Below are 22,216 nucleotides of genomic sequence, written 5' to 3'. Positions count from 1 at the left end.
TACAAATACATTGAATAAAATAAGTTCTGATGCTAATATCACACCGATTTTATCAAATTAGGTATTTGTTTTTTAGATGTTGAAGACAAGATTATTATTTTTATTAGTTACACTATTAATGTGTCAGCCGGTGCTGGATATCATTGATGTGCAACATCATAATGAAAAATTAAATCAAACGTCTCAGCTTTTATCGCAACAATCTGAACTTGATTCTCATTGCGAAGAAAATAAAGATCACCAGCTTCATGACTTTGAGCATAAAACCATATCTCAAGAACTCGATAATCAAAATGACTGTTCTCACTGCTATAGCTGCCATGTAGGTATTTATTTACCTCAAGTTGTTAGTAATACAAATATTCTATTTAATAAAGACTCAGCTCAAACTTTAAGAGCGACATTTAACTCTCAATATATAGATCCAGAACAACGCCCTCCAATATCTTAATCATTTTTTAGTCTAAACACATAATTAAAAGATTTATATTTATAACCCTTTATGGACTTTAATGCTATCGCTATGATTCGATAGTTTTAATATTCATTTTGGTAATGATTAAGAGAGATAAAATGAATTTAAAGAGTTCAATAACGTGTCTTCTGGGCGTGTTATTACCTGCATTTATTGTAATAAAAAGTGCATCTGCAGATGAAAATAAAACAATCTCGCAGCAAATTTGGTTTGAAAACCAAGTAATGCTGCATCCAATAATGATTTCAGCCAAAGAACGGTTAAATATGCAATTATATTTAGCCAATTCAACGACACAAGCATTATACAATCCCGAATTAACAAGCAGTTATGAACGTGAAGGTAAGGAAAATAATTATAGTGCCGGGTTAAATCAAACGTTTGACATTTGGGATAAAAGGGCTGTATTAACGGATCAGGCAAAGTTTAAACGTATATTTGCTGAGCAAGAATACGCGCAGAAATATCAAGAAACCCTAGCAGATGCTTTTGTTGCTTTAATTGAATATCAAAGTGCTTCACAAACTTTAGTGTTAATTCACGAGCAAGAAAAACAAATGTTTGATTTAATAAATGAAGTCAAAAAACGACAAAAAGTAAACGAATTGAGTGAGCTAGATTTACAGGTATCACTCAGTTCAATTTCTATAAAACTCAAAGAAACTGCTTTAGCATCCGTTCAACTTTTTAATGCAAAAGCAAATATCATGGCTATGTTACCCAGCTGGAATGAAACCATTAACATTAATGTGGAAGTACTTTTAAATAACAAAGATTTAAATGTGAATATGCCAAACGAGCAAGCAATTTTAACCTTGCCAAACGTAAAAAAAGCGTATGTAAAAACTAAGATTGATAAATATCAAACTCAGTTAACTAAATTGTTATCAAAGGCTGATCCAACAGTTGGTTTTACAACTGGGAAAACAGCCAATGAAAATAAATTTGGTGTCAATTTCACGCTCCCTTTGAATATTAGAAATAACTACAGCGACGAAGTGAAAGCAAGCTCTAATGCGTTGTTAGTATCAAATGCAAATTATGCAGCCATTATTCTTAAAACAACAAGTCAAATTAAAGCAGCTAAATCTATCATGCAACAGTACATCACTCAGGTAAAACTCTGGGAAGGGTTAGCTGGTGATTCTGTTCAACGAAGCCTTGATTTAATTCAAAATAAATGGAATGCCGGAGATATGAGTACAACAGAATATCTCTTGATTTTACAGCAAAGAATTGAAGGTCTCACTGCTGCTATTTCACTTAAAAAGCAGGCTAAATTAGCAACAATTGAATATTTAAAACTTACGGCACAATTAGGTTAAGTAAGTACTCAAGTTCACTAAAACAAATTTTGGAAATACCAATGAAACAAAAAATATTATCAATCTTAATCACCAGCATATTTAGTTTTACTACAATGAATTCTTTTGCATCTTCAGGAGAGGATCACAAAGAAGAAGCGTCTGGCACTCGCTTTTCTAGTGAGCAAATGCAAATCAGTAATATTGAAGTCACAGCTATTTCACCAACAAAAGTAAATTTTACGCTATATGCCCCAGGTGAATTAAAAGCAAATGGATATACAAGCTACTCTGTATCACCCAGAGTTGACTCTATTGTTGTAAAGCGCCATGCAATTTTAGGCCAGCATATTCAAAAGGGCTCACCGCTAGTGACATTATTTAGTGTTGACGTAGCTAATGCACAAGCGCAATACCGACTTAGCTTAGCTGAATGGAGTCGCGTTAAAAAACTTGGTAAAGCGACAGTCACAGAAAAGCGGTTTCTAGAAGCAAAAGCTGAACACGAGGTCGCATACAGCACATTAAAAGCATATGGTCTGTCAGAAGATGCAATTAAAAAATCTGCAGAATCAAAAACAGAAAATTTAGGTCAATACACTTTATTTGCGCAAACAAAAGGTGCTGTTTTAGCTGATGCTTTTTTACAAGGTAAAAGGGTGATAGCTGGAGATGAAATTATGCTTTTAGCTGATGAACATCAACTTTGGGTTGAAGCCCAACTACCACCAAATAGTTTAATAAATATCCCTGAAGGGACAAAAGCGAATATCTTGATTGATAATAATGAATTTAATGCAACTGTGATCCAAGAAGGGCATACCATAGATCAGCAATCACGAACACGTACGATACGTTTGGCTGTTGATAATGAGCAGCATCAATTACATCCAGGCATGTTTACAGACGTCAACTTTTTATTTAATGAAAAACAACCCGTTATGACAGTACCGGAAACTGCTTTGATGCGTGGTTCAGATGGTGATTGGATGGTATATGTTGAAGATCATCCGGGAGAATTTGAACCTGTCGAGGTTGAACTTGGCCGAACATTTGTACAAGGAAGGGAAATAAGCGGCATAAAACCTGGTACTAGAGTTGTTATTAAAGGTGCTTTTTTTGTTGCATCACAAATTGCTAAAGGTGGGTTCGACCCACACAACCATTAAAAATGTATGTTTGTAAGTGGTGAATTAGCAAAAGTGGGTGTTTAACCCATAGCATTAAAAATTTAAGGCAAATTATGTTAAATAAAATAATAGATTCAGCCATCAATAATCGATTAATTATATTATTGGGGCTTATTGCATTACTAGTATCATCAATATTTGTGATCCCAAAATTGAATTTGGATGCATTTCCTGATGTTACCAATGTACAAGTTTCAGTCAATACTGAAGCACCCGGGTTAGCAGCTGAAGAGGTAGAACAGTTAATAACTTACCCTATAGAAGCAGTCATGTATGCACTGCCAGATGTAGAGCAAGTTCGTTCTATTTCAAAAACAGGCCTTTCAGGCGTCACGGTAGTATTTAAAGAGGGTACTGACATATATTTTGCGCGTCAGTTAGTTTTTGAAAGACTTCAATCAGCAAAAGAATTAATCCCTCAGGGAGTTGGAATGCCTGAAATCGGCCCTAATACATCTGGACTTGGGCAAATATTCCAATATTTATTAGTGGCAGATGAATCATCAGGGTTAGATGCTATGGCATTACGTAGTTTAAATGACTGGGTTGTCAAATTACTTATCTTACCCGTGGATGGTGTAACAGATGTTTTATCTTATGGTGGTGATGTTAAACAATACCAAGTAAATGTTAATCCAAATAAACTATTAGCCTATAACTTAACACAAGAGGATGTTGTAAGTGCCCTAGAAAATAATAATGAAAATGTTGGTGGTTGGTACATGAATCGCGGGCAAGAACAACTTGTTATTCGGGGGATGGGTTGGTTCAATAGTGGTCAAAAAGGAATATCTGAAATAAGTCAAACTCCTGTGAAAACCATTAAGGGTAAAGTTGTCACTGTTTCAGATATCGCCAAAATTGAACTTGGGAGTGAAATAAGGCAAGGCGCAGTTACAATGACGCGCAGAAGTGAAAATAATACGATTGAAACCTTAGGTGAAGTCGTTTCAGGTGTCGTTTTAAAACGAATGGGAGCCAATACAAAAGCGACAATTGATGGTATAAACCAAAGGATGGAGTTGATACAGCAAACATTACCAGAGGGTGTGACTTTTGAAGTTTTCTATGATCAAGCTGATTTAATTACAAAAGCCGTACGAACTGTTGTTGATGCATTATTATTAGCATTTATCTTTATTGTTATTATTTTAGCGCTATTTTTAATGGACCTAAGAGCTACAACTCTTGTCTTGATATCAATTCCAATCGCGATTGCAATTGCTCTTATGATAATGTCTTGGGCTCGTTTATCTGCAAATTTAATGTCTCTAGGGGGAATAGCTGTTGCAATAGGCATGTTAGTAGACGGCTCTGTTGTTATGGTTGAAAATATCTATAAACACCTAAGTGTTCAAGATAAATTACAATCAACTTCAGATAAAATTTTTATTGCTGCTAAAGAAGTTGCAAGGCCAGTCTTTTTTGCGGCATTAATTATTTTAGTTGTATTCCTTCCTTTATTTAGCTTTGAAGGGGTAGAGGCAAAGCTATTTCAGCCTATGGCTATTAGCATAATGTTAGCGATTGTTTCCGCTGTATTTGTCGCTTTAATTTGTGTGCCTGCATTAGCTGTATTTATGTTTAAAAATGGTATTAAACCTAAAGAAAGCTTTTTATTAAAGCCCATTGAAGCAATCTATAAACGCGGACTTGGTTTTGCAATGAAAAACGTAAAATCGGTTATTACCTCTGCTGTGGTTTTAGTTCTGATTGCAATTGCATTGCTACCTCAACTTGGCACCGAATTTGTCCCTGAACTTGAAGAAGGCACAATAAACTTGAGGGTAACATTAGCACCCTCTTCAAGTTTAGAAACAACTTTAACAGTTGCACCTAAAATTGAAGCCTTGCTACTAGATTTCCCTGAGGTAAATTATGCACTTAGTAGAATAGGGCGTCCTGAATTAGGGGGTGATCCTGAACCCGTTAATAATATAGAAATATACATAGGTTTAAAGCCCGTATCTCAGTGGGAGAATGCAAAAAATCGCTTTGAACTACAAAACTTGATGGAAGAAAAGTTAGAAGTATTCCCAGGATTGCTCTATAACTTTTCACAACCAATTGCCAGTCGTGTTGATGAACTATTATCAGGTGTAAAAGCACAACTAGCAATTAAGTTATTTGGTCCGAACTTAGATGTTTTAGTCGCAAAAGGTCAAGAGATAGAAGCCACTGTTAAAATGGTGAAAGGCGCTAAAGATGTTGCTATGGAGCAAATTGCCGGAGAATCACAGTTGGTAATTACCCCAAATCGTCGTCAACTATCAAGATATGGATTATCTGTTGGGGATGTTATGGAAGTCGTTAGCGATGGTCTTGGCGGTACTGATGCAGGACAAGTGATAAATGGTAATGAAAGATACGATATATATGTACGATTAGAGAATAAATTTAGGAATAACCCACAGGTGATTTCTGAATTAAGAATAAAATCTCCAAACGGTGCCATTGTACGTTTAGGGGACGTCGCCACTGTAACAATCGCATCAGGACCACCACAAGTGAGACGAGATGATGTACAACGTCGTGTAGTGATACAAGCAAATGTCCAAGGCAGAGACATGGGGAGTGTCGTAGCCGAAATTCAGTTGGCAATAGCACAAAATATCGCGCTACCAACAGGTTATTCAACTTCAATAGGTGGTCAATTTGAAAACCAGCAAAGAGCGCAACAAAGGTTATCAATCGTAGTGCCAATATCACTACTTATGATTGCATTGTTACTATATTTTGCATTTGGGACTTTTGGCCAAGCAATGCTTATTTTAGTTAATGTACCATTAGCTATCATTGGTGGAGTGGTATCTTTATATCTTTCGGGACAATATTTATCAGTGCCAAGCTCAGTAGGTTTTATAACTTTATTTGGCGTGGCAGTATTAAATGGTGTTGTTATGGTTGAAAGTATCAATCAAAGAATCGCATCTGGTGAAAATGCATCTATAGCGGCATATAATGGTGCAATCTCTAGGTTAAGGCCTGTATTGATGACGGCACTCACATCTGCTTTAGGTTTGATCCCCATGTTAATGTCTAATGGTATTGGAGCGGAAATACAGAAACCTTTAGCAACCGTTATAGTAGGCGGGTTAGTCACAGCAACTTTACTTACTTTATTTGTTTTACCCGTACTCTTTTCAATCTTTTCTAAAGAGAAAATTTCACAGTTAAAGTAGAATTAATTCCTATAATTTAATTTTAAAATCTAAAGTGTTAGCTGAATTGTAATGATAGGCTACACTTTAGTTTTAATACATATGTTTATAGGCCCAATTAAGTGAAAGTTGTATTAATTTTTTTATCTTTATTGCTTACTTTCACTCCTAAAGTTGCTGTTGCTAGTAACCCTCTAAAGTTATTGTTTTGTTACGAAGATAAAGCTTTACCGCCTTATTTTTTAGGGGCTGGCTCAGTTGTACCAAATGAAAAACCAGGAGCAAGTATTGAAATAATACGCCACATTGATTCATCAATTAATGCCGTCAAAATTAATTATATACGAAAACCTTGGAAGCGTTGCTTAGATGATCTAGCAAGTAACAAAGTTGATGCAATTATTGGAAGTTATAGTGAAGAGCGTGCTTTATTTGCAAAATATCCAATGATTAACAATAAAATCGATCAATCTAAAGCGATGAGTAACCATGCAACTTGTTTTATAAAGCATAAAGTAAGTAATTTTTCTTGGGATGGTACATATATAAAAAGTACGGAAAAACCTGTAATTGCAGTGCCTGCAGGTTATTCAATTATTAATACTATCAATAAATTACCTGTCATTATTCATGAAGCGCTCTCTGCTGAACAAGCAATTTATTTATTAGAAAAAAAGCGCGTAGATGCAGCTGTTTCGCTATGTCGATTAGATAATCGAAAACAAATAAATTTAGCGACATTAAATCTAGAGTTAGAAATTATGTTTCCCCCCATTAATGTAAAGCGGGGCTACTTAATTTTTTCTATTAATTATTATCAACAAAATACTAGTTTGGTTGAGAAAATCTGGCAGTTTTTAACAACATTTGATAGTGACAAGATTTATCAAGAATATGTTGAGAGTTAATGCACAAAACATATCTTCGATGCTTTTTTAGTAATAATGATATAAAGTAGCCCGATGCGTTAAATTAAACTATTTGAGACATTAATGGCACAACTTTACTTTTATTACTCTGCAATGAATGCAGGAAAATCAACAACTATGTTGCAGTCTGCTTTTAATTATAAAGAACGTGGAATGAACCCTGTTATTTTTACAGCTAAAATCGATAATAGATTTGGTGAAGGCAAAGTGAGTTCTCGCATAGGTTTAGAAGCGCAAGCAGAGTTATTTATGGCAGATACAAACTTATATGCCTATATAGCAGATTTGCATAGTAATCAAAAAGTGCATTGTGTTTTAATTGATGAAAGCCAGTTTTTAACAAAAACACAAGTTCAACAAATATCAGATGTTGTAGACCAATTGAATATCCCTGTTTTATGTTATGGACTGAGAACCGACTTTAGAGGTGAGCTATTTATTGGTGCGCAATACTTGCTTGCTTGGGCGGATAAATTAATTGAACTAAAAACAGTATGTCATTGTGGGCGAAAAGCTAATATGGTACTTCGTACTGATGAAAGTGGCAATGCGATTGCCGATGGCGCACAGGTTGAAATTGGGGGTAATGATCGCTATGTTTCAGTGTGTCGTAAACATTACAAACAAGCCCTCAGTTAAAAAGTTAAAGCTGGTTTAATTACCAGCTTTCTTTTGCCCAAACTTGTCTTTCATTTTTGTCTAAAAAGCTCCATGCTATAAATCGACTCATTTTTTGACCTTGTGCCATATCAACAGTTTTAAATTGTGCAACATTTGCTTGTTTTAATATTTTATAAAGCGGCATTAGGTTTTCTTTTTTTGAGACTAAACAAGTAAACCATAAGCATTGATTTTTATACTCAGCACTTTCTGCGATCATCGTTTTTATAAATTCTAACTCCCCTCCTAGGCACCACAACTCTGCATTTTGACCGCCAAAATTAAGTTTAGTATCAGGAGCATTTTGCTTTCTACCCTTATTTAAATTTTGCCATTTTCGCTTTGAACCCTTTGTTGCCTCATCAAGAGAGGCGTGAAACGGAGGATTACATAAGGTGACATCAAAGCTATCTTTTGTTGTGAGCAAATGGGTGAATATATTACTTTTATTTTTCTGATGCCTGATGTCTATTTTTAAATTATTAAATTGAACAAGTTGCTTTGCAATTTTGACTGAAATAGGGTCTATATCAGATGCAGAAAAATGCCACTGATATTCTTTTTGTCCTAATATCGGATATATCAGATTAGCGCCTGTTCCTATGTCTAATGCGCGTACTTTCTTCCCTGTAGGTATGGTATTTTGATTATCATGTGACAATAAATCAGCTAAATAGTGAATATAATCTGCTCTTCCAGGGATAGCAGGGCAAAGATAAGTGTCGGGTATATCCCAAAAATCTATTTTATAACATGCTTTTAAAAGTGCTTTATTTAACAACTTTACAGAGAGACTATTACTGAAATCAATGCTTTGCTGAGACCTTGGTGTAATAGTTAAGCATGACTTTAACTCGGGAAGAACATGAGTCAATAATTTAAAATCATACCCATTTATATGCTTATTCCTAGGGTGTAATTTAGGCTTTATTGTTGAATGGGTCATATATCAATCTAAAATATAAATAAGGATGTCATTATAAACTGAATCATTTTATGGTTCTAGTTTATGCCTTTTAGTTTTTATTTTATACTGGTACGATGTCTTTAATTTGGTAAATAATGATTTAGATATGAATTACGTTAAACAAACCTCAATTTTAATTCCTCTTTGCAGTAAACAAACTTTACATTTAAGGCATATTTTCCATGAACAAAAACCAGGCCCCGCAATATTTTTTTTACATGGCGCCATAGAAAATGGAAAGATATTCTATAGCAATAAAAACAGAGGGCTTGCTCCTTTTTTGGCAAACCAGGGATTTAATTGTTTTGTTGCTGATTTAAGAGGACGAGGGGAGAGTAAACCTAATATTAATGCTGATTCAGATTATGGTCAAAATGAGGCAATAATTGAGGATATCCCTATATTTTTAAATAAAATAAAAGAGTTTACAGGAGAAGCACCTCAGTATTGGATTGCACATTCATGGGGAGGGGTCTTGATGAACAGTTATTTAGCACGTTACCCTGAAGCTATTTCCTCTATTAAGGCATGTGTTTATTTCGGATCTAAACGTTCTTTATATAATAAACATCCAGAAAAGTTATTTAAAGCAAATTTACTTTGGTACTTTCTTGCTCCTAAAATAGTAAAAAAGAAAGGATTTTTGCCTGCTAAAAAATTAGGCTGGGGTTCTGATGATGAAACAGCAAAATCACTTCAGCACAGTGTTGCCTGGGCAAAAATAGCTCCCTGGATTGACCCACTTGATAAATTTGATTATGGGGATGCAATTTCAAACTTATCTTTGCCGCCTATTCTGCATATTGCTGCAGTTAAAGATAAAGCCCTTGCTCAAACAATCGATATACAAAAATTTATAGACGAATCAGGTAAAGGCGAGCAAAAGATGAACCTTTATGGCAAAAAATATGGTCATGGGCACAATTACGATCATATAAATATGCTTACTCATCCCAAAGCCCACGATGATCAATTTTTAGATGTCATGGCCTGGTTTAAGAAATATAGTTAAACATATATAAATACAAAATATTTAACGCTATAAAAAAATAATTCGAATATTTCGGAATCGTAGAGACTAAAAAGGGGGTTACCAGCGTTTTACCTCCGAACAAAATTTAGACATAAAAAAACACCGACTTATTTACAATGTTTTGTATATAAGTCAGTGTGATAGGGAGTTTTTTAGAAGTTGTAAGTTGCTCTTAAGTAATAAGAGCCACCATTAAAACCAAATGGTGAAGTTTCATAGTATTTAGCACCTAATAAGTCACCCGGTAATATCTCGCCGCCATCAACAAAATCAGCAACTTCATTTGGGTATTTATCAAATAAGTTTTGTGCACCAACACTTACAGATAAATCTTCTGTTAAATAATAAGTCACATCTAGGTCTACAGTTACAGCAGCATCAACATCATTGGCTGTTGAATCCCAATCAGCATGCACACCTTGGAACTCACCAAAGTAATTAGCGCGAGCAAGCATAGAGAAGCTATCCCACGATTGAGTCCAGGCTAATGTGCCTTTATGTTTTGGTATATCATTTTCAATACGTGAAACTTTAAAGTCCGTTGTAACCTTACCTTGATTGGTTACTTCAGTTTTGTTGTAGTTATAAGCCAAATTAAAGCTTGCATCCCCCCCAAATAAAGCCATACGATAACCAGCTACAAAATCAAGACCTGATGTTTTAGTATCAAAATCATTAGTAAAGAAACTTACTTTACCTTTACTTGGATCATTAGAATCTACTGGAAATTTATCTGATTGCGAAATGCGATCTGTTACATCAATTTGGTATAAATCTAATGTTAAATGAATGTCAGAAACATTCCACACAGCACCAATTGCAAAACTTTCAGACTCTTCAGGTGTTAGTTCTGTTGCACCTAATGCAACAGCAATAGGATCATTTGAAGGAATTAATGCTGAATCTATCAATACACCACCATCAAGTGCAGTTTGAACATTACGATAGTTTTCTTGACCAACCGTTGGCGCTCTAAAACCTGTGCTCAGTGAACTTCTTAAAGAGAAATCATCAGTGACACTATATTGCGCTGCAACTTTATAGTTAGTATCAGAACCAAAACTATCATAATTTTCATATCGAACAGCATAGGTCATTAAAAAGTCTGCTGTATACTGTGCTTCTACATCCACATAAACAGCACTGTTTGAACGTGAAGACTTTCCAGCGGCTTCGGGTTTGAAACCAGGGAAACCATTTGAACCATCACTAAAACCTTGTTCAAACAAGTTACCTTTCGCGTAAGATTCAGGTTGTCCGGCAATAACTTCAAAACTTTCGTCTCTATACTCAAAGCCACCAGCAATAACTAAAAATTCGATTGAAGTTACATCAATATCTTTAACAAGATCTATATTTAAAGCTGTTTCTTTTTGAATATGAGAGCCAGTGTAAAAATCAGTTGGTGACGCAGGACCTAATGAAGCATTCACTGTATCTCTTAGCCAGTAACCTGACTCATTTTGACCTGTTGATAAACTCACATCATAATCAATCCCTGAAAACTCACCTTTAATGCCAGCTACAAATGAGCTATCTTCGATTTTACCGGTGAATTGTGGTGTGAAACCACCAGGAAACATTGAGTTAAAGCTAAAACAATTTGGATTTGCAGCCATAGCTAAATATGCAGGATCGTTGAGTACATTGTTATCTGTCACAGGCACTACAGGACAATTACCTGAACCATCGGCAGTTAAATCACCGACTAATAAATTTCCATTACCATCTCCAAACACACCGCCTCGGTTAAGTGGATTACGGAAGTAATAACCACCCGTTACTTCTCTATCTGAATAGTTACCAAAAGCATATACTTGGGTTTCATCATTAATTTGAATACCTGAATTTATGAAAAGAGTTAAATCATCTTTTATTTCTGGAGAACCCCAAACTTGTGCTGGATTTTTAACTGCAGTATTACCTTCAGCAATCATCGCAGCTGCATCAGGGCGTTGTACGCTGCGATCTGTTGCATCGGCATTTTTATATTGGAAGCTTAAATTAGCAAAGCCATCATCAGTTAATGGTAAACCAATATTTCCTGAAACTTCAAAACTTCTGCCATCCCCTTCATAATACTCACTTGTGCGAGCAGAAATAGAACCACCTTCGTCGCTGTCGTTTAATACAAAATTAATAACACCTGCAATTGCATCTGAACCATATTGTGCCGCTGCACCATCACGTAAAATTTCGACTTGCTTTAAAGCAGCACTTGGAATAACTGAAATATCAGCACCATGTGCACCATCATTAATACCTGCTCCTTGTAAAGCAATTACAGAGGAGCGGTGACGACGTTTACCATTTACCAAAATTAATGTGCTATCGGCAGGTAAACCACGTAAATTTGCTGGACGAATAAATGAAGCAGCATCACTTATTGGATTTGTTTGTACTGAAAATGCTGGCACTGTACTTTTTAATACTTCAAGCATGTCTGTATTACCAGACTTACTTAATTCATCACCGCCAATTACATCAACCGGTACAGGTGAGTCATCAATAGACCTAGGTGCACCACGTGTACCAACTACGGCAATTTTCTCTATATTTTCTTCTGCTTTATTATCTTGTGATTCATCAGCAGCATAAACAGATTGAGACAATAATAGACCCGCTGTAGCTGTACTGGTTAACGCTATTTTAACGGCTGTATGCAGCACGTTGAATTTGTTTTTCATTGTATATCCCCAGATATCATTTTATTTTTATTCATTTATAGGGATGTTTACCCCTAAAATGTTTGTGAGCGTTTATATCTCTTTATTATCTATACAATTTATTTACATAACTATCAATCGTTTATTTTATGTATACAAGATGTAACTAAACCTCATTTAAATAGACAGATATAAAGTGATAATCCTCCATATAAAAAATAATTTTTAACTAAATGTATCTTTAAATAGAAGTTACAACTTATTACAATGAACTTAAGAGGCTGTTTTAATTGAGTTATATTGAAAATAGAGAAAGCTGGGTTTTTATAATAATAACTTTGTTAATTTTTATAAATTGATATCCTTGCTATATCAAGTATTCATAATATTAACAAATATTGGATATATTCGTTTATTGTAAGATTATATTATTAAGAGATGTAAAAGGGTTGAGGCTTTAACCCTTTTTATGTAGAAATAAAAAGGGCTTATCACTGATAAGCCCTTTAGTATGCTGTTCTTTAATTAAAAATTATAAGTTGCTTTTACATAGTAAAAGCCTCCATTAAAACCAAAAGGAGAAGTTTCGTAATATTTGCCACCCCAAGAATTATTTGAAATACCAAATTCTTGTTTATTTGCTTCAGGAATATTTATTTTCTCAGCTTCTTGATCAAATACATTTTGTGCACCAAGAGATAAAGTAATAGAGTCAGTTACAAAATAGCTTATTTCGGCATCAACAGTAACGGCAGCATCCGCATTATTTGCCGTTGCATCCCAATCCACATGTACGCCTTGATATTTGCCATAGTAATTAGCGCGGGTAAACATGGCGACAGACTCCCATTCCTGTGCCCATGTTAAGGTTCCTCTATGATTTGGTAAATCATTTTCTAAACGGCTTACTTTAAAATCACCTGTTATTGCTGAGAATTGAGTGACATCAGTTTCATTCCAGTTATAAGCTAAGCTAAATGTAGAATCTCCAGAAAATAACTCTGCGGTATAATTAACAACTAAATCGACACCTTCTGTTGTAGTATCGAAGTCATTTGTAAAAAAGCTCACTTGTTGCAAGCTATCTACATTAGGAACACCTGCTGCTTTAAGTGATGCTTTGTCAGCATCAGATAATGTCTTTTTCTCTGACTGGCTGATACGGTCTTCAACCTCTATATTGTAATAATCCACCGTTAAGAAAAAATCGCCACTTTCATAAACTGCGCCTAAGGTATAACTTTCAGATTCTTCAGGTTGTAATTCAGAACCCCCTAGTTGTAATGAAATAGGGTTTGTTGGCGGTAATAATGCTGAGTCTACCAATACACCGCCAGATAAGTTAGTCTGAACGTTACTCACATTTGCTTGACCAACTGTCGGTGCCCTGAACCCCGTACTAAAAGAACCTCTAAATGATAAATCATCAGTTACATTCAGCTGTGCTAAAAGTTTATAATTAGTGGTAGAGCCAAAACTATCATAATCTTCAAACCTTACTGCACCACCTAGTAAAAAGGTTTCAGATACTGGTGCTTCAACATCTATATATACAGCATAGTTACGACGTGAGCTGACACCTGCTGCTGCAGGTTGAAATCCTGGAAAGCCATTCGACCCGATACCAAAGCCTTGTGAGGTTAAAGGCCCAGGGGTAAATGAAGCAACATCACCCGCTACTACCTCAAATGTTTCTTCATGCCACTCAAGACCGCCTGCAAGATTTATATCATCATAAAGATTCATATCTAATGATCTCACTAAATCTAAGTTAAATGTTTTTTCTAACTGAATATATTTACCAGGGTTAAAATCACGTGGCGTATCAGGGCCTAATGATGCATTTATCGTATCAAAAATAAAATATTGAGACTCATTTCGACCAACAATACCACTCAAGTCAAAATAAACCCCTTCTAAAAAACCATCTGTAATCTCACCTTTAACACCAATAGCTAAAGAAGTATCGGTTATATTTCCGCCAAAGTTAGGTGTAAACCCAGCCGGAAGCATTTCATTAAATGCAAAACAGTTTGGGTTATTTGCGATCCCATCTATATAATTTTGTTGGCTAGTAACATCACCTGTCGTTATTGGGATGATAGGACAATCTATGCCATCACCCATACCTAATCCATCATTTATTTGCCCTACAGGGCCTGGAGTTAGGTCACCAACTAATAAAGTTGCACCATCATCATTTGAAAAAACAGTTCCACGTGTATGGGGATTACGATAGTAAAAACCACCTCGAACATCACGTTCAGAGTAATTGCCAAACATATAAAATTCTTTATCATTACCTAAATCTAGACCAACATTACCAAATAAAGTGATATCATCTTCGATTTCTGGAGACCCCCAAACCTGAGCTGGATCTGCAACGCCTGGAACACCCGCGCTAATAAAAGCAGCGGCATCTGGACGTTGAACACTGCGACTAGTAGCATCTGCATTTTTATATTGAAAGCTTAAATTAACAAACCCATCTCTGGTAAGTGGCATACCCACATTGCCTGAGACCTCAGTGGCTGTACCATCACCATCAAAATATTCGCCGTGACGTACAACCAAAGAACCACCATCTGCCGAGTCATCAAGCACAAAATTCATTACGCCAGCAATGGCATCTGAACCATATTGCGCTGCTGCACCATCACGCAGCACTTCTACTTGTTTTAATGCAATACTAGGGATCACTGAAATATCAGAACCCTGTGCGCCATCATTTATACCACCCCCTAAAAAGGCAATAACAGATGCTTTATGACGTCTCTTACCATTAACTAAAATGAGTGTACTATCGGCAGGTAAACCCCTAAGGTTTGCTGGGCGAACAAGAGATGCCGCATCACTAATTGGGTTTTGATGTACATTTAAAGAGGGAACACTGCCTTTTAAAATTTCTAACATGTCAGTATTACCTGTTTTTCCCATTTCATCACCCCCTATGATATCTATGGGTACAGGTGATTCGCCTATTGAACGCGGTGCGGCTCTTGAACCTATAACTGCAATTTTTTCGATATTTTTATCAGCTGTTTCTGTTTCTTCAACAGCAACAGCAAGCCCTGAAAATAATAAACCAGCAGAGAGTGTGAGACCCAATTTGATTGCTATATGAAGTGAGTTGTATTGCATTTTCATTGTATATCCCCAAGATATAATGACATTTTTATTAAAATGTTAGCTTTATACAAAATATTTGGAGCATATAGATTTTAACTTCAATTAAAGCTCAAATATTTTAGATAATTAATATTAGGAAGGAATTTGTGATTTTGCCTCTATTTATGGTTAATTATTTAAAAAATATAAACAAACTAGAAATATTTGGGGTATTTCAGATGAAATATGAAGTGATAAAAAGGCCAGTTAATAATTTTACTTTAGATTTTCTTGTTCTTTTATTGCTGAGCGCCACAGGGCGAGTTCAGTATGATAAGTATCCCAAACACAAGGGCAGCAACTTCCACCACCACAACAATCATCATCGGCTGGTTTTTGGGGTTTATTTACGGCTTCGTTTTGCATAATATTTAATTTTCTGCTTGAAATTTTATAAATATTATCATATCCATTTTTTTCTTTCGATATTTTACACTTAAATTTGGCACTTAATGCCAGAGTATGTGACAATTATAATATGCAATTATTTTTCTTTATTCATAAAGCACCTATTAGAGTCATAAAAATTAGTCACAAACGAAATCGTTTAAGATTGCGTCGTACCATGTTGCAATTAAAAGTTGCTTTAGCGCAAGAAACGCTCGAAACCAAAGAAATGCTGGTTATTTATAAGCGATATACCCAAAAACAAGCCAGTTCAGAAGAACTTAAAGTTGCAAACCAACAGTTTTTAGATGTGCTTAAAGGGTTAGGGCTAGGCGTATTTGCCGTTTTACCTTTTGCACCAATTACTATTCCAGTTATTGTAAAGTTAGGTAAAGTTGTAGGGGTTGAGGTACTGCCAAGCTCTTTTAATTCTTTAAATGAAAATAAGATCAAACCTAAAGGTTAAAGCAATACCTTTCAATGAATTAAATTGGTATGCTTAGGCTTATTTAATCAGTATTTCGAGCTTGATATGACACATCTTTTTGTTTTTGGTAATACAGGAACGCCCTTAGTTATTCTTCCAACTTCTGAATTTGATACTTGGAAAACAAAACAAACTCCCTTTATTCAATCTTGGTTAAACTCTACTTCATTTAATGGTAAAGGTTTAACGCTTTTACCTGATAATACAACTGGTGAAGTCGCACAAGCCATATTTTTCACTGAAGATGTTAACGGCTATTGGCAATGTGGTGATTTAGTATCTTTATTACCCAAAGGAAATTATGTCTTTCAGGGAAGTGAAGATCATAGAAGGCTAGTTGCTTTTGGCTGGGCGTTAGGCGCTTATCAATTTGACTCTTATAAAACACATTCAAAAGATGTTGCAAAGTTAGTGATCCCTTCAGAACAAGAATTACAAGAACACATCAACTTAATTCAAGGTGTTGTGTATGTAAGGGATTTAGTTAATACACCGGCATGTGACATGATGCCGCAGCATTTAGCTGAGATAATGCAAGACTTGGCACATAATTTTAGTGGCAGCTTTAGTCAATGGATTGGTGATGAATTATTAGAGCAAAACTATCCTACAATTCATATGGTTGGCCGCGCAAGTGAACATAAACCTAGGCTTATTGAACTAAATTGGGGAAATGAGAACGCACCTAAAGTAACACTCGTTGGTAAAGGCGTTTGTTTTGACTCTGGTGGTCTAGATTTAAAACCTGGTGCCGGCATGAGATTAATGAAAAAAGACATGGGTGGCGCTGCGCATGTTATTGGATTAGCACATTTAATAATGGCGTTTAAGTTGCCTGTCCGTTTACGTGTACTTATTCCTGCGGTAGAAAATGCGGTTTCAAATAATGCATTTAGACCTGGTGATGTAATAAAAACTCGGAAAGGTTTAACGGTTGAAATAGACAATACAGATGCTGAAGGGCGGCTTGTTTTATGTGATGCGTTAACTGAGGCCCAGAATGACTCTCCTGATTTATTAGTCGATTTTGCGACTTTAACAGGTGCATGTAGAGTGGCATTAGGTACCGAACTTCCTGGTTTTTTCACAAATAATGATGCAGTTGCAGCAGGACTAATTCAAGCAGGAAAAAATGTAGAAGATAATGTTTGGCAATTGCCTTTGTATTCACCTTATAAAGATATGCTCAAAAGTGATATTGCCGATTTATCTAATTGTGCACAATCAGGTTTTGGTGGTGCAATCACAGCAGCTTTATATTTACAGGAATTTGTAGAACCAACAACTCCTTGGGTTCATTTTGATGTTATGGCATGGAATAACCGTAAGTTACCTGGACGTCCGCTAGGTGGTGAAGCATTTGGGATACGTGCAATGTTTGATTATATTCGAACACGTTATACTTCAGACGTATAACGTGAGACATAAGCCTTAATATTTTATTAAGGCTTATTTTTTTTCTCTAGACTTTCCAATAATGCATTTATTTCAATGTCACTTCCATCCGCTAACTTTTCAATTAATAACCTTAATATACGCGACTTCGCAAAACCAGTATGCTCAGCTAATTCATTAAGTTGTTCAATATTTGAAGGGGAGAGGGTAAAAGTCGCATTTTTATAGTTACGATGGCGTGGCTTTTTAATATCACTGCCAGTAATTTTATTTTGAGATATGACAGACTGGCCCTTTGCATAAGCAGCGGCATCCTCTATAAAATCATCTACATCAAGTTTTTTATGTTTTTTGGCCGCAGCTTTCCTTTTTAAGTCAGCTAAACTCATGCGAGTCTCCGGGTTTTATAGCCAACATTTCTTCTGCAATTGCAATAATTTCTGTTGCGGCTTTACTATCAGGATCAATTTCAACTACAGACTCCCCATTTTCTTCACTATCATCATAAATATTACGACTATAAGTAATAGAGTTCAGAACATTAATCCCATATGTTTCACACACTTCTTTAGCCTCGATTATGCGTGAAGCTTGATTAGGCAATGAAGGGCATTGGGTCATAACAAATGAAGCATTCATTTTAGGGTTCACCATTTTACAGGTAGATAAAATATCTTCCATATGGGGGACTGTTTTTAAATCTCGGCGTTTAGGTCTCAGTGGGATCAATACATGATCAGCCACAGACATAGCAGCACGTAAAGCAAGATTATCCTGGCCGCCACAATCGACTAGTAAAAAATCATAATTATTTTCAAGACTCATTAAGTCATTTCTAATTTTTCCATAAAGCTGAACACAATTTATGAGTGGTAAATCTGGATTGTTATTTCTTGCTTGGATCCAATCTGATGTTGTTCTTTGAGGATCACAATCAATCATTAAAACAGATGCTTCTTTGAACTTGGCCAAATATACACCTAAGTTTTGTGCTAAACAGCTTTTACCACTGCCTCCTTTTTCACCACCAATGAGAATGATCATAAATATTAACTCCAATTCCTTAATTACAAAAAGTACATACACCCACTCATTTAATAAACTCTAATCCAATATCATACCAACCATGATCTTGTTTAATTGCCCTTAAAACCTTTGCTACATATATTTTGCTTTGCTTTAAATGAGATTTAAACTGTACCTTTACTTCAGTATTGACTGCTATTTCTCGTTCTATACTTATCTTGAACCCACCTTTAGATACATCGATGCACATAACATCTCTTATAAATTGACGTTCATTCGTATCAAACCAACTAACAGTTATTAGCTCTTTTTCCATATCAAGACGTAAAAAAGCACGCCTATCCTCAATATTTGCCATTAACAACTCCACTAAAATGCGACAATATAATTTTCACGAACTGATTTAAGTGTAGTTTAAAATATCTGTATTGAAATAAAGATTATAAAAGGGAGAAATGAAAAGAAGGTAAAAACAAAAATTGATTTTTGTTTTTACCATTTGAATAGAAGTTATAAATTGTTACACGCTTTAACAGCTGGTGCTATTAGTTCAAGCCCTGTTTTTTCACATTCAGACAACTGAACTGAACTTTTGTTAATAGGGGTAATACGATCTCCCCACTGTATATAGCTTGCCGCCCAAGTTAACCCAGCTCCAAAAGCAGCTGACATAATTTTTGAATTTGGCTTGATCATACCTTGCTCTACAGCTTCACATAATGCAATTGGGATAGTTGCAGCAGAAGTATTTCCATAGTTTTGTATATTAACCATGACTTTTTCATCGCTCACAGATAAACGTTGTTGTATTGCTTGTATAATTCTTAAATTAGCTTGATGTGGTATTAAAACATCAATTTCATCTAAATTTAAATTCGCCTGATTGAGCACATCGTCACACGCTTCACTCATGCCTTTAACTGCGCGTTTAAAGACTTCACGGCCTTCAAATAACAAGTTAGATGGCCCAAGAGGTGCCTCGTATTTATCGATCTCGGTACCAAAATTAGTAATATGCAGAATATCTCTATTACTGGTATCACAGCCTGTTTTACTGGCGAGTAATCCTGATTTTTCTTCGCTCGCTTCAAGTACGACAGCACCTGCACCATCGCCAAATAAAACAGCACTATCGCGTTTAGCCCAGTTTACGTGCCAAGTCATACGCTCAGCACCTACAATAACTGCTTTTTTTATCATGCCTGATTTTATTTGTGCTGTTGCAGCTTGTAATGCATATAAAAAACCAGAACATGCTGCATTCATATCACATGCTGCTGCGCCTGTTGCACCTATATTTTTTTGTACCAAAGAAGCTGTATTGGCAACCAAAGTTGTAGGAGTACATGTTGCCAACATAACTAAATCAATATCGTCGCCTTTTAATCCGGCGCAGTCAATTGCTTGTTGTGCGGCTATCGTAGCAAGTTCTGCAGTAGAAACATGACTTACTCTTCGTTCAGAAATACCTGTTCTTGTTTTTATCCATTCATCATTGGTATCAACAACAGTGCTTAAATCATCATTTGTAAGTTTTGCTGGTGGTATACATTTACCCCAACCGGTAATATTTGCATAAATCATAATGTGTTCCGAATTCAGTTCATCATATTGCAGATAATTAAATTGCTAATGGTCTGATGAGTTATAGCAAAATTACTAGTATAAAACTACTAATGACGATTAAAGCTTAACTATTTGTTACTTTAGGCTATATTTTGTTCTTTTTGGGCTTCACTCACTGGACTGTTTATATTTTCGCCTAAATAACTTGCTAACATTTCCATAATGAGTTTTGGGTTATCACCACGGGAAATATGCAAAATACCGTCTCTCACAAGCATCATGTGCTGTTTTATTTCATCGGCACGTTCACCTAATTTATTTGCAAATGGTCCTGTAAAACCATTAGCAAGTAAAGCACCATATAAAGTGGTAAGTAAAGCAACCGACATTGAAGGTCCAATGCTTTTTGGGTCATCCATAGAAACAAGCATAGCAACCAGACCTATCAGAGTGCCTATCATGCCCATGGCTGGTGCTAATTCTGTAAAAGAATTAAGCACTTTTATTGACTGATTATTTTTTTGGCGAGCTTGTAAAATTTCACGGTTAAATGCAAATTCTATTGTGTCGGTATCATGCCCATCTAGTAATAAATTTACGCCTTTTTGAAGCATTTCATCTTCTAAAGCAACATCTTCTAATGCCAAAACACCTTTTTTTCGAGCTGTTTCACTTAGCTCAATTAAAATATCCAAAGTTTCAAATAAATTAGGTTGTTTACTACTAAATGCCAATTTTATATTTGATAATGCCTTAAAAAAATGACTGATCCGATAGCTGAGCATCACGGCACCAAATGTACCACCAACGACAATAAATATTGAAGGTATATTAATAAAAATTCCAGGCTCAGCGCCACTCATATTGATTGCAAATATAATTGCTAGAATGATAACACTAATGCCTAAACCACTCGCTTTGTCCACTATGAAGCCCTTTAATTAATTGATATTGGAGCCATTTCAGTTGGCTTTCCTTGATTGATTGCAATTTCTACACGTCGATTTTTACTGCGATTTATAGCGCTATTATTTTTAAACAATGGTTTATTATCAGCAAATGCCTGCATTTTAATTCTTGATGAATCAAAATGAATATTTTTAAGCAACTCGTTTAATATAGCCGCAGCTCGTTTTGCCGACAAATCCCAATTATTGTTATGTAGTTCATTTGACACAGGAAGGTTGTCTGTATGTCCTGACACGGTTATTTCACCGGGGATAGCATTTAATTCTCGGGATATTTTTACAAGTAAAGGTTTAAAACTAGGTTGTAAAAAACTTGAGCCGGATGGGAATGATCCTTGCTCTTTTAATCTGATAATAAGTTGTTGACCAAGTAGTTCAAATTCAATCAAACCCTCTTCAATTTCTTGTTCAAATATTTGCTCTAACTTTATTTTATATTGATCATTATCTTTTATAGTTTGTTTATTTCCAGTTTTTATTTCTAGGTTTTCTTGAGTTAGATCACTGGTACTTTGTTGCACAGCTTCAATAGGAGTTGGCTCTGGAATGCTAGGGGAGAAGCTATCAGCAACAACAGATACACCTTTTGGAATATCTTCAACTTGAATTTGATTTTGCACACCAAAAGCCATTTTCATTGAGCCTGCAATTTGTTTGAACTTTAAAACATCCATTTCTGAATAGGATAAAAGCAATACAAAAAAGCACATGAGTAAAGACATTAGATCTGCAAAAGTTGTCATCCAACTAGGGCTTCCTTTGGCTTTTTCGTCTTCAAAATCTTCAGTGGTATGTGACATCAGGTATATTTTTAATTCTCTGTAGTAGTAAAAT

The 22,216-nt window shown here is 35.4% G+C and carries 19 protein-coding genes; 9 read left to right on the top strand and 10 right to left on the bottom strand.

Annotation, left to right across the window (positions count from 1 at the left end; translation table 11 throughout):
• The first annotated feature begins 76 nt into the window (after nt 1–76).
• The 6 genes from BM088_RS03105 (at nt 77) to BM088_RS03080 (ending at nt 7,698) form a co-directional block, all read left to right on the top strand.
• On the top strand, nt 77–451 hold the full coding sequence (locus BM088_RS03105) for a hypothetical protein (protein WP_091979829.1): 375 nt from the start codon (nt 77–79) through the stop codon (nt 449–451).
• A 122-nt stretch (nt 452–573) separates the two neighbouring features.
• Nucleotides 574–1,800 carry a TolC family protein gene (locus BM088_RS03100; protein WP_177207936.1) on the top strand — a complete coding sequence of 409 codons (1,227 nt, stop codon included), beginning with the start codon at nt 574–576 and terminating at the stop codon, nt 1,798–1,800.
• Nucleotides 1,801–1,841: 41 nt separating this feature from the next.
• On the top strand, nt 1,842–2,948 hold the full coding sequence (locus BM088_RS03095) for an efflux RND transporter periplasmic adaptor subunit (RefSeq protein ID WP_091979826.1): 1,107 nt from the start codon (nt 1,842–1,844) through the stop codon (nt 2,946–2,948).
• A gap of 74 nt (nt 2,949–3,022) precedes the next feature.
• Complete coding sequence (locus tag BM088_RS03090; RefSeq protein ID WP_091979825.1) at nt 3,023–6,151, top strand: efflux RND transporter permease subunit; 3,129 nt, start codon at nt 3,023–3,025, stop codon at nt 6,149–6,151.
• A gap of 101 nt (nt 6,152–6,252) precedes the next feature.
• Nucleotides 6,253–7,038, top strand: coding sequence for a substrate-binding periplasmic protein (locus tag BM088_RS03085; RefSeq protein WP_091979823.1), 786 nt, complete (start codon nt 6,253–6,255; stop codon nt 7,036–7,038).
• 84 nt (nt 7,039–7,122) lie between these two features.
• The gene (locus BM088_RS03080) at nt 7,123–7,698 is read left to right on the top strand and encodes a thymidine kinase (protein WP_091979821.1); all 576 of its coding nucleotides are present in this window, start codon (nt 7,123–7,125) and stop codon (nt 7,696–7,698) included.
• Nucleotides 7,699–7,717: 19 nt separating this feature from the next.
• Here the strand turns inward: BM088_RS03080 and rlmF are convergent, their stop codons facing one another.
• Nucleotides 7,718–8,665, bottom strand: a complete 948-nt coding sequence (gene rlmF, locus BM088_RS03075) for a 23S rRNA (adenine(1618)-N(6))-methyltransferase RlmF (protein ID WP_091979819.1) — start codon at nt 8,663–8,665, stop codon at nt 7,718–7,720.
• Nucleotides 8,666–8,792: 127 nt separating this feature from the next.
• On the opposite strand from rlmF, the gene BM088_RS03070 reads away from it, so the two are divergent.
• Nucleotides 8,793–9,698 carry an alpha/beta fold hydrolase gene (locus BM088_RS03070; protein WP_091979818.1) on the top strand — a complete coding sequence of 302 codons (906 nt, stop codon included), beginning with the start codon at nt 8,793–8,795 and terminating at the stop codon, nt 9,696–9,698.
• A gap of 173 nt (nt 9,699–9,871) precedes the next feature.
• Here BM088_RS03070 and BM088_RS03065 read toward each other — a convergent pair whose 3' ends face one another.
• The 3 genes from BM088_RS03065 to BM088_RS03055 all read right to left on the bottom strand — a co-directional run bounded on the left by BM088_RS03065 (nt 9,872) and on the right by BM088_RS03055 (nt 15,919).
• Nucleotides 9,872–12,406, bottom strand: coding sequence for a TonB-dependent receptor plug domain-containing protein (locus BM088_RS03065; protein WP_091979816.1), 2,535 nt, complete (start codon nt 12,404–12,406; stop codon nt 9,872–9,874).
• A 504-nt stretch (nt 12,407–12,910) separates the two neighbouring features.
• Nucleotides 12,911–15,532 (bottom strand): TonB-dependent receptor plug domain-containing protein, encoded by a 2,622-nt coding sequence (locus BM088_RS03060; protein ID WP_091979814.1) that lies wholly within the window; start codon nt 15,530–15,532, stop codon nt 12,911–12,913.
• Between the two features lie 237 nt (nt 15,533–15,769).
• A complete protein-coding gene (locus tag BM088_RS03055; protein WP_091980057.1) occupies nt 15,770–15,919 on the bottom strand; it encodes an oxidoreductase-like domain-containing protein in 150 nt (49 codons plus the stop codon).
• Nucleotides 15,920–16,031: 112 nt separating this feature from the next.
• Here BM088_RS03055 and BM088_RS03050 point away from each other — a divergent pair, with 112 nt between their 5' ends.
• Together BM088_RS03050 and BM088_RS03045 are read left to right on the top strand one after the other, a co-directional pair.
• Nucleotides 16,032–16,406: a hypothetical protein gene (locus BM088_RS03050; protein WP_091979812.1), complete on the top strand. Its 375-nt coding sequence runs from the start codon at nt 16,032–16,034 to the stop codon at nt 16,404–16,406.
• Nucleotides 16,407–16,472: 66 nt separating this feature from the next.
• The gene (locus BM088_RS03045) at nt 16,473–17,843 is read left to right on the top strand and encodes a leucyl aminopeptidase family protein (RefSeq protein ID WP_091980055.1); all 1,371 of its coding nucleotides are present in this window, start codon (nt 16,473–16,475) and stop codon (nt 17,841–17,843) included.
• 26 nt (nt 17,844–17,869) lie between these two features.
• On the opposite strand, the gene BM088_RS03040 is transcribed toward BM088_RS03045, so the two are convergent.
• The 6 genes from BM088_RS03040 to BM088_RS03015 all read right to left on the bottom strand — a co-directional run bounded on the left by BM088_RS03040 (nt 17,870) and on the right by BM088_RS03015 (nt 22,182).
• Entirely contained in the window at nt 17,870–18,211 is a 342-nt protein-coding gene (locus BM088_RS03040) for a hypothetical protein (protein ID WP_091979810.1), read from the bottom strand.
• Nucleotides 18,198–18,866, bottom strand: a complete 669-nt coding sequence (locus BM088_RS03035; RefSeq protein WP_091979808.1) for an AAA family ATPase — start codon at nt 18,864–18,866, stop codon at nt 18,198–18,200. Before BM088_RS03035 ends, BM088_RS03040 begins: the two co-directional genes overlap by 14 nt.
• A gap of 46 nt (nt 18,867–18,912) precedes the next feature.
• On the bottom strand, nt 18,913–19,206 hold the full coding sequence (locus BM088_RS03030) for a PilZ domain-containing protein (RefSeq protein WP_091979806.1): 294 nt from the start codon (nt 19,204–19,206) through the stop codon (nt 18,913–18,915).
• 152 nt (nt 19,207–19,358) lie between these two features.
• Nucleotides 19,359–20,432: a ketoacyl-ACP synthase III gene (locus tag BM088_RS03025; protein ID WP_091979804.1), complete on the bottom strand. Its 1,074-nt coding sequence runs from the start codon at nt 20,430–20,432 to the stop codon at nt 19,359–19,361.
• A gap of 122 nt (nt 20,433–20,554) precedes the next feature.
• A complete protein-coding gene (locus BM088_RS03020) occupies nt 20,555–21,340 on the bottom strand; it encodes a motility protein A (RefSeq protein ID WP_091979802.1) in 786 nt (261 codons plus the stop codon).
• 11 nt (nt 21,341–21,351) lie between these two features.
• Entirely contained in the window at nt 21,352–22,182 is an 831-nt protein-coding gene (locus tag BM088_RS03015; protein WP_091979801.1) for a flagellar motor protein MotB, read from the bottom strand.
• Between the last annotated feature and the right edge of the window lie 34 nt (nt 22,183–22,216).

The sequence above is a fragment of the Pseudoalteromonas denitrificans DSM 6059 genome (genome assembly GCF_900112265.1).
GTDB classification, from domain to species: Bacteria; Pseudomonadota; Gammaproteobacteria; order Enterobacterales; family Alteromonadaceae; genus Pseudoalteromonas; species Pseudoalteromonas denitrificans.
This window is presented reverse-complemented; position numbering and strand designations above follow the sequence as displayed.

Bases quoted from the DNA above. Each gene is read 5' to 3' on its own strand.
- BM088_RS03040 (WP_091979810.1), bottom strand. From the start codon at position 18,211: ATGAGTTTAGCTGACTTAAAAAGGAAAGCTGCGGCCAAAAAACATAAA.
- BM088_RS03030 (WP_091979806.1), bottom strand. From the start codon at position 19,206: ATGGCAAATATTGAGGATAGGCGTGCTTTTTTACGTCTTGATATGGAA.
- BM088_RS03045 (WP_091980055.1), top strand. From the start codon at position 16,473: ATGACACATCTTTTTGTTTTTGGTAATACAGGAACGCCCTTAGTTATT.
- rlmF (WP_091979819.1), bottom strand. From the start codon at position 8,665: ATGACCCATTCAACAATAAAGCCTAAATTACACCCTAGGAATAAGCAT.
- BM088_RS03060 (WP_091979814.1), bottom strand. From the start codon at position 15,532: ATGAAAATGCAATACAACTCACTTCATATAGCAATCAAATTGGGTCTC.
- BM088_RS03050 (WP_091979812.1), top strand. From the start codon at position 16,032: ATGCAATTATTTTTCTTTATTCATAAAGCACCTATTAGAGTCATAAAA.
- BM088_RS03035 (WP_091979808.1), bottom strand. From the start codon at position 18,866: ATGATCATTCTCATTGGTGGTGAAAAAGGAGGCAGTGGTAAAAGCTGT.
- BM088_RS03025 (WP_091979804.1), bottom strand. From the start codon at position 20,432: ATGATTTATGCAAATATTACCGGTTGGGGTAAATGTATACCACCAGCA.
- BM088_RS03015 (WP_091979801.1), bottom strand. From the start codon at position 22,182: ATGTCACATACCACTGAAGATTTTGAAGACGAAAAAGCCAAAGGAAGC.
- BM088_RS03100 (WP_177207936.1), top strand. From the start codon at position 574: ATGAATTTAAAGAGTTCAATAACGTGTCTTCTGGGCGTGTTATTACCT.
- BM088_RS03070 (WP_091979818.1), top strand. From the start codon at position 8,793: ATGAATTACGTTAAACAAACCTCAATTTTAATTCCTCTTTGCAGTAAA.
- BM088_RS03090 (WP_091979825.1), top strand. From the start codon at position 3,023: ATGTTAAATAAAATAATAGATTCAGCCATCAATAATCGATTAATTATA.
- BM088_RS03080 (WP_091979821.1), top strand. From the start codon at position 7,123: ATGGCACAACTTTACTTTTATTACTCTGCAATGAATGCAGGAAAATCA.
- BM088_RS03055 (WP_091980057.1), bottom strand. From the start codon at position 15,919: ATGCAAAACGAAGCCGTAAATAAACCCCAAAAACCAGCCGATGATGAT.
- BM088_RS03105 (WP_091979829.1), top strand. From the start codon at position 77: ATGTTGAAGACAAGATTATTATTTTTATTAGTTACACTATTAATGTGT.
- BM088_RS03095 (WP_091979826.1), top strand. From the start codon at position 1,842: ATGAAACAAAAAATATTATCAATCTTAATCACCAGCATATTTAGTTTT.
- BM088_RS03065 (WP_091979816.1), bottom strand. From the start codon at position 12,406: ATGAAAAACAAATTCAACGTGCTGCATACAGCCGTTAAAATAGCGTTA.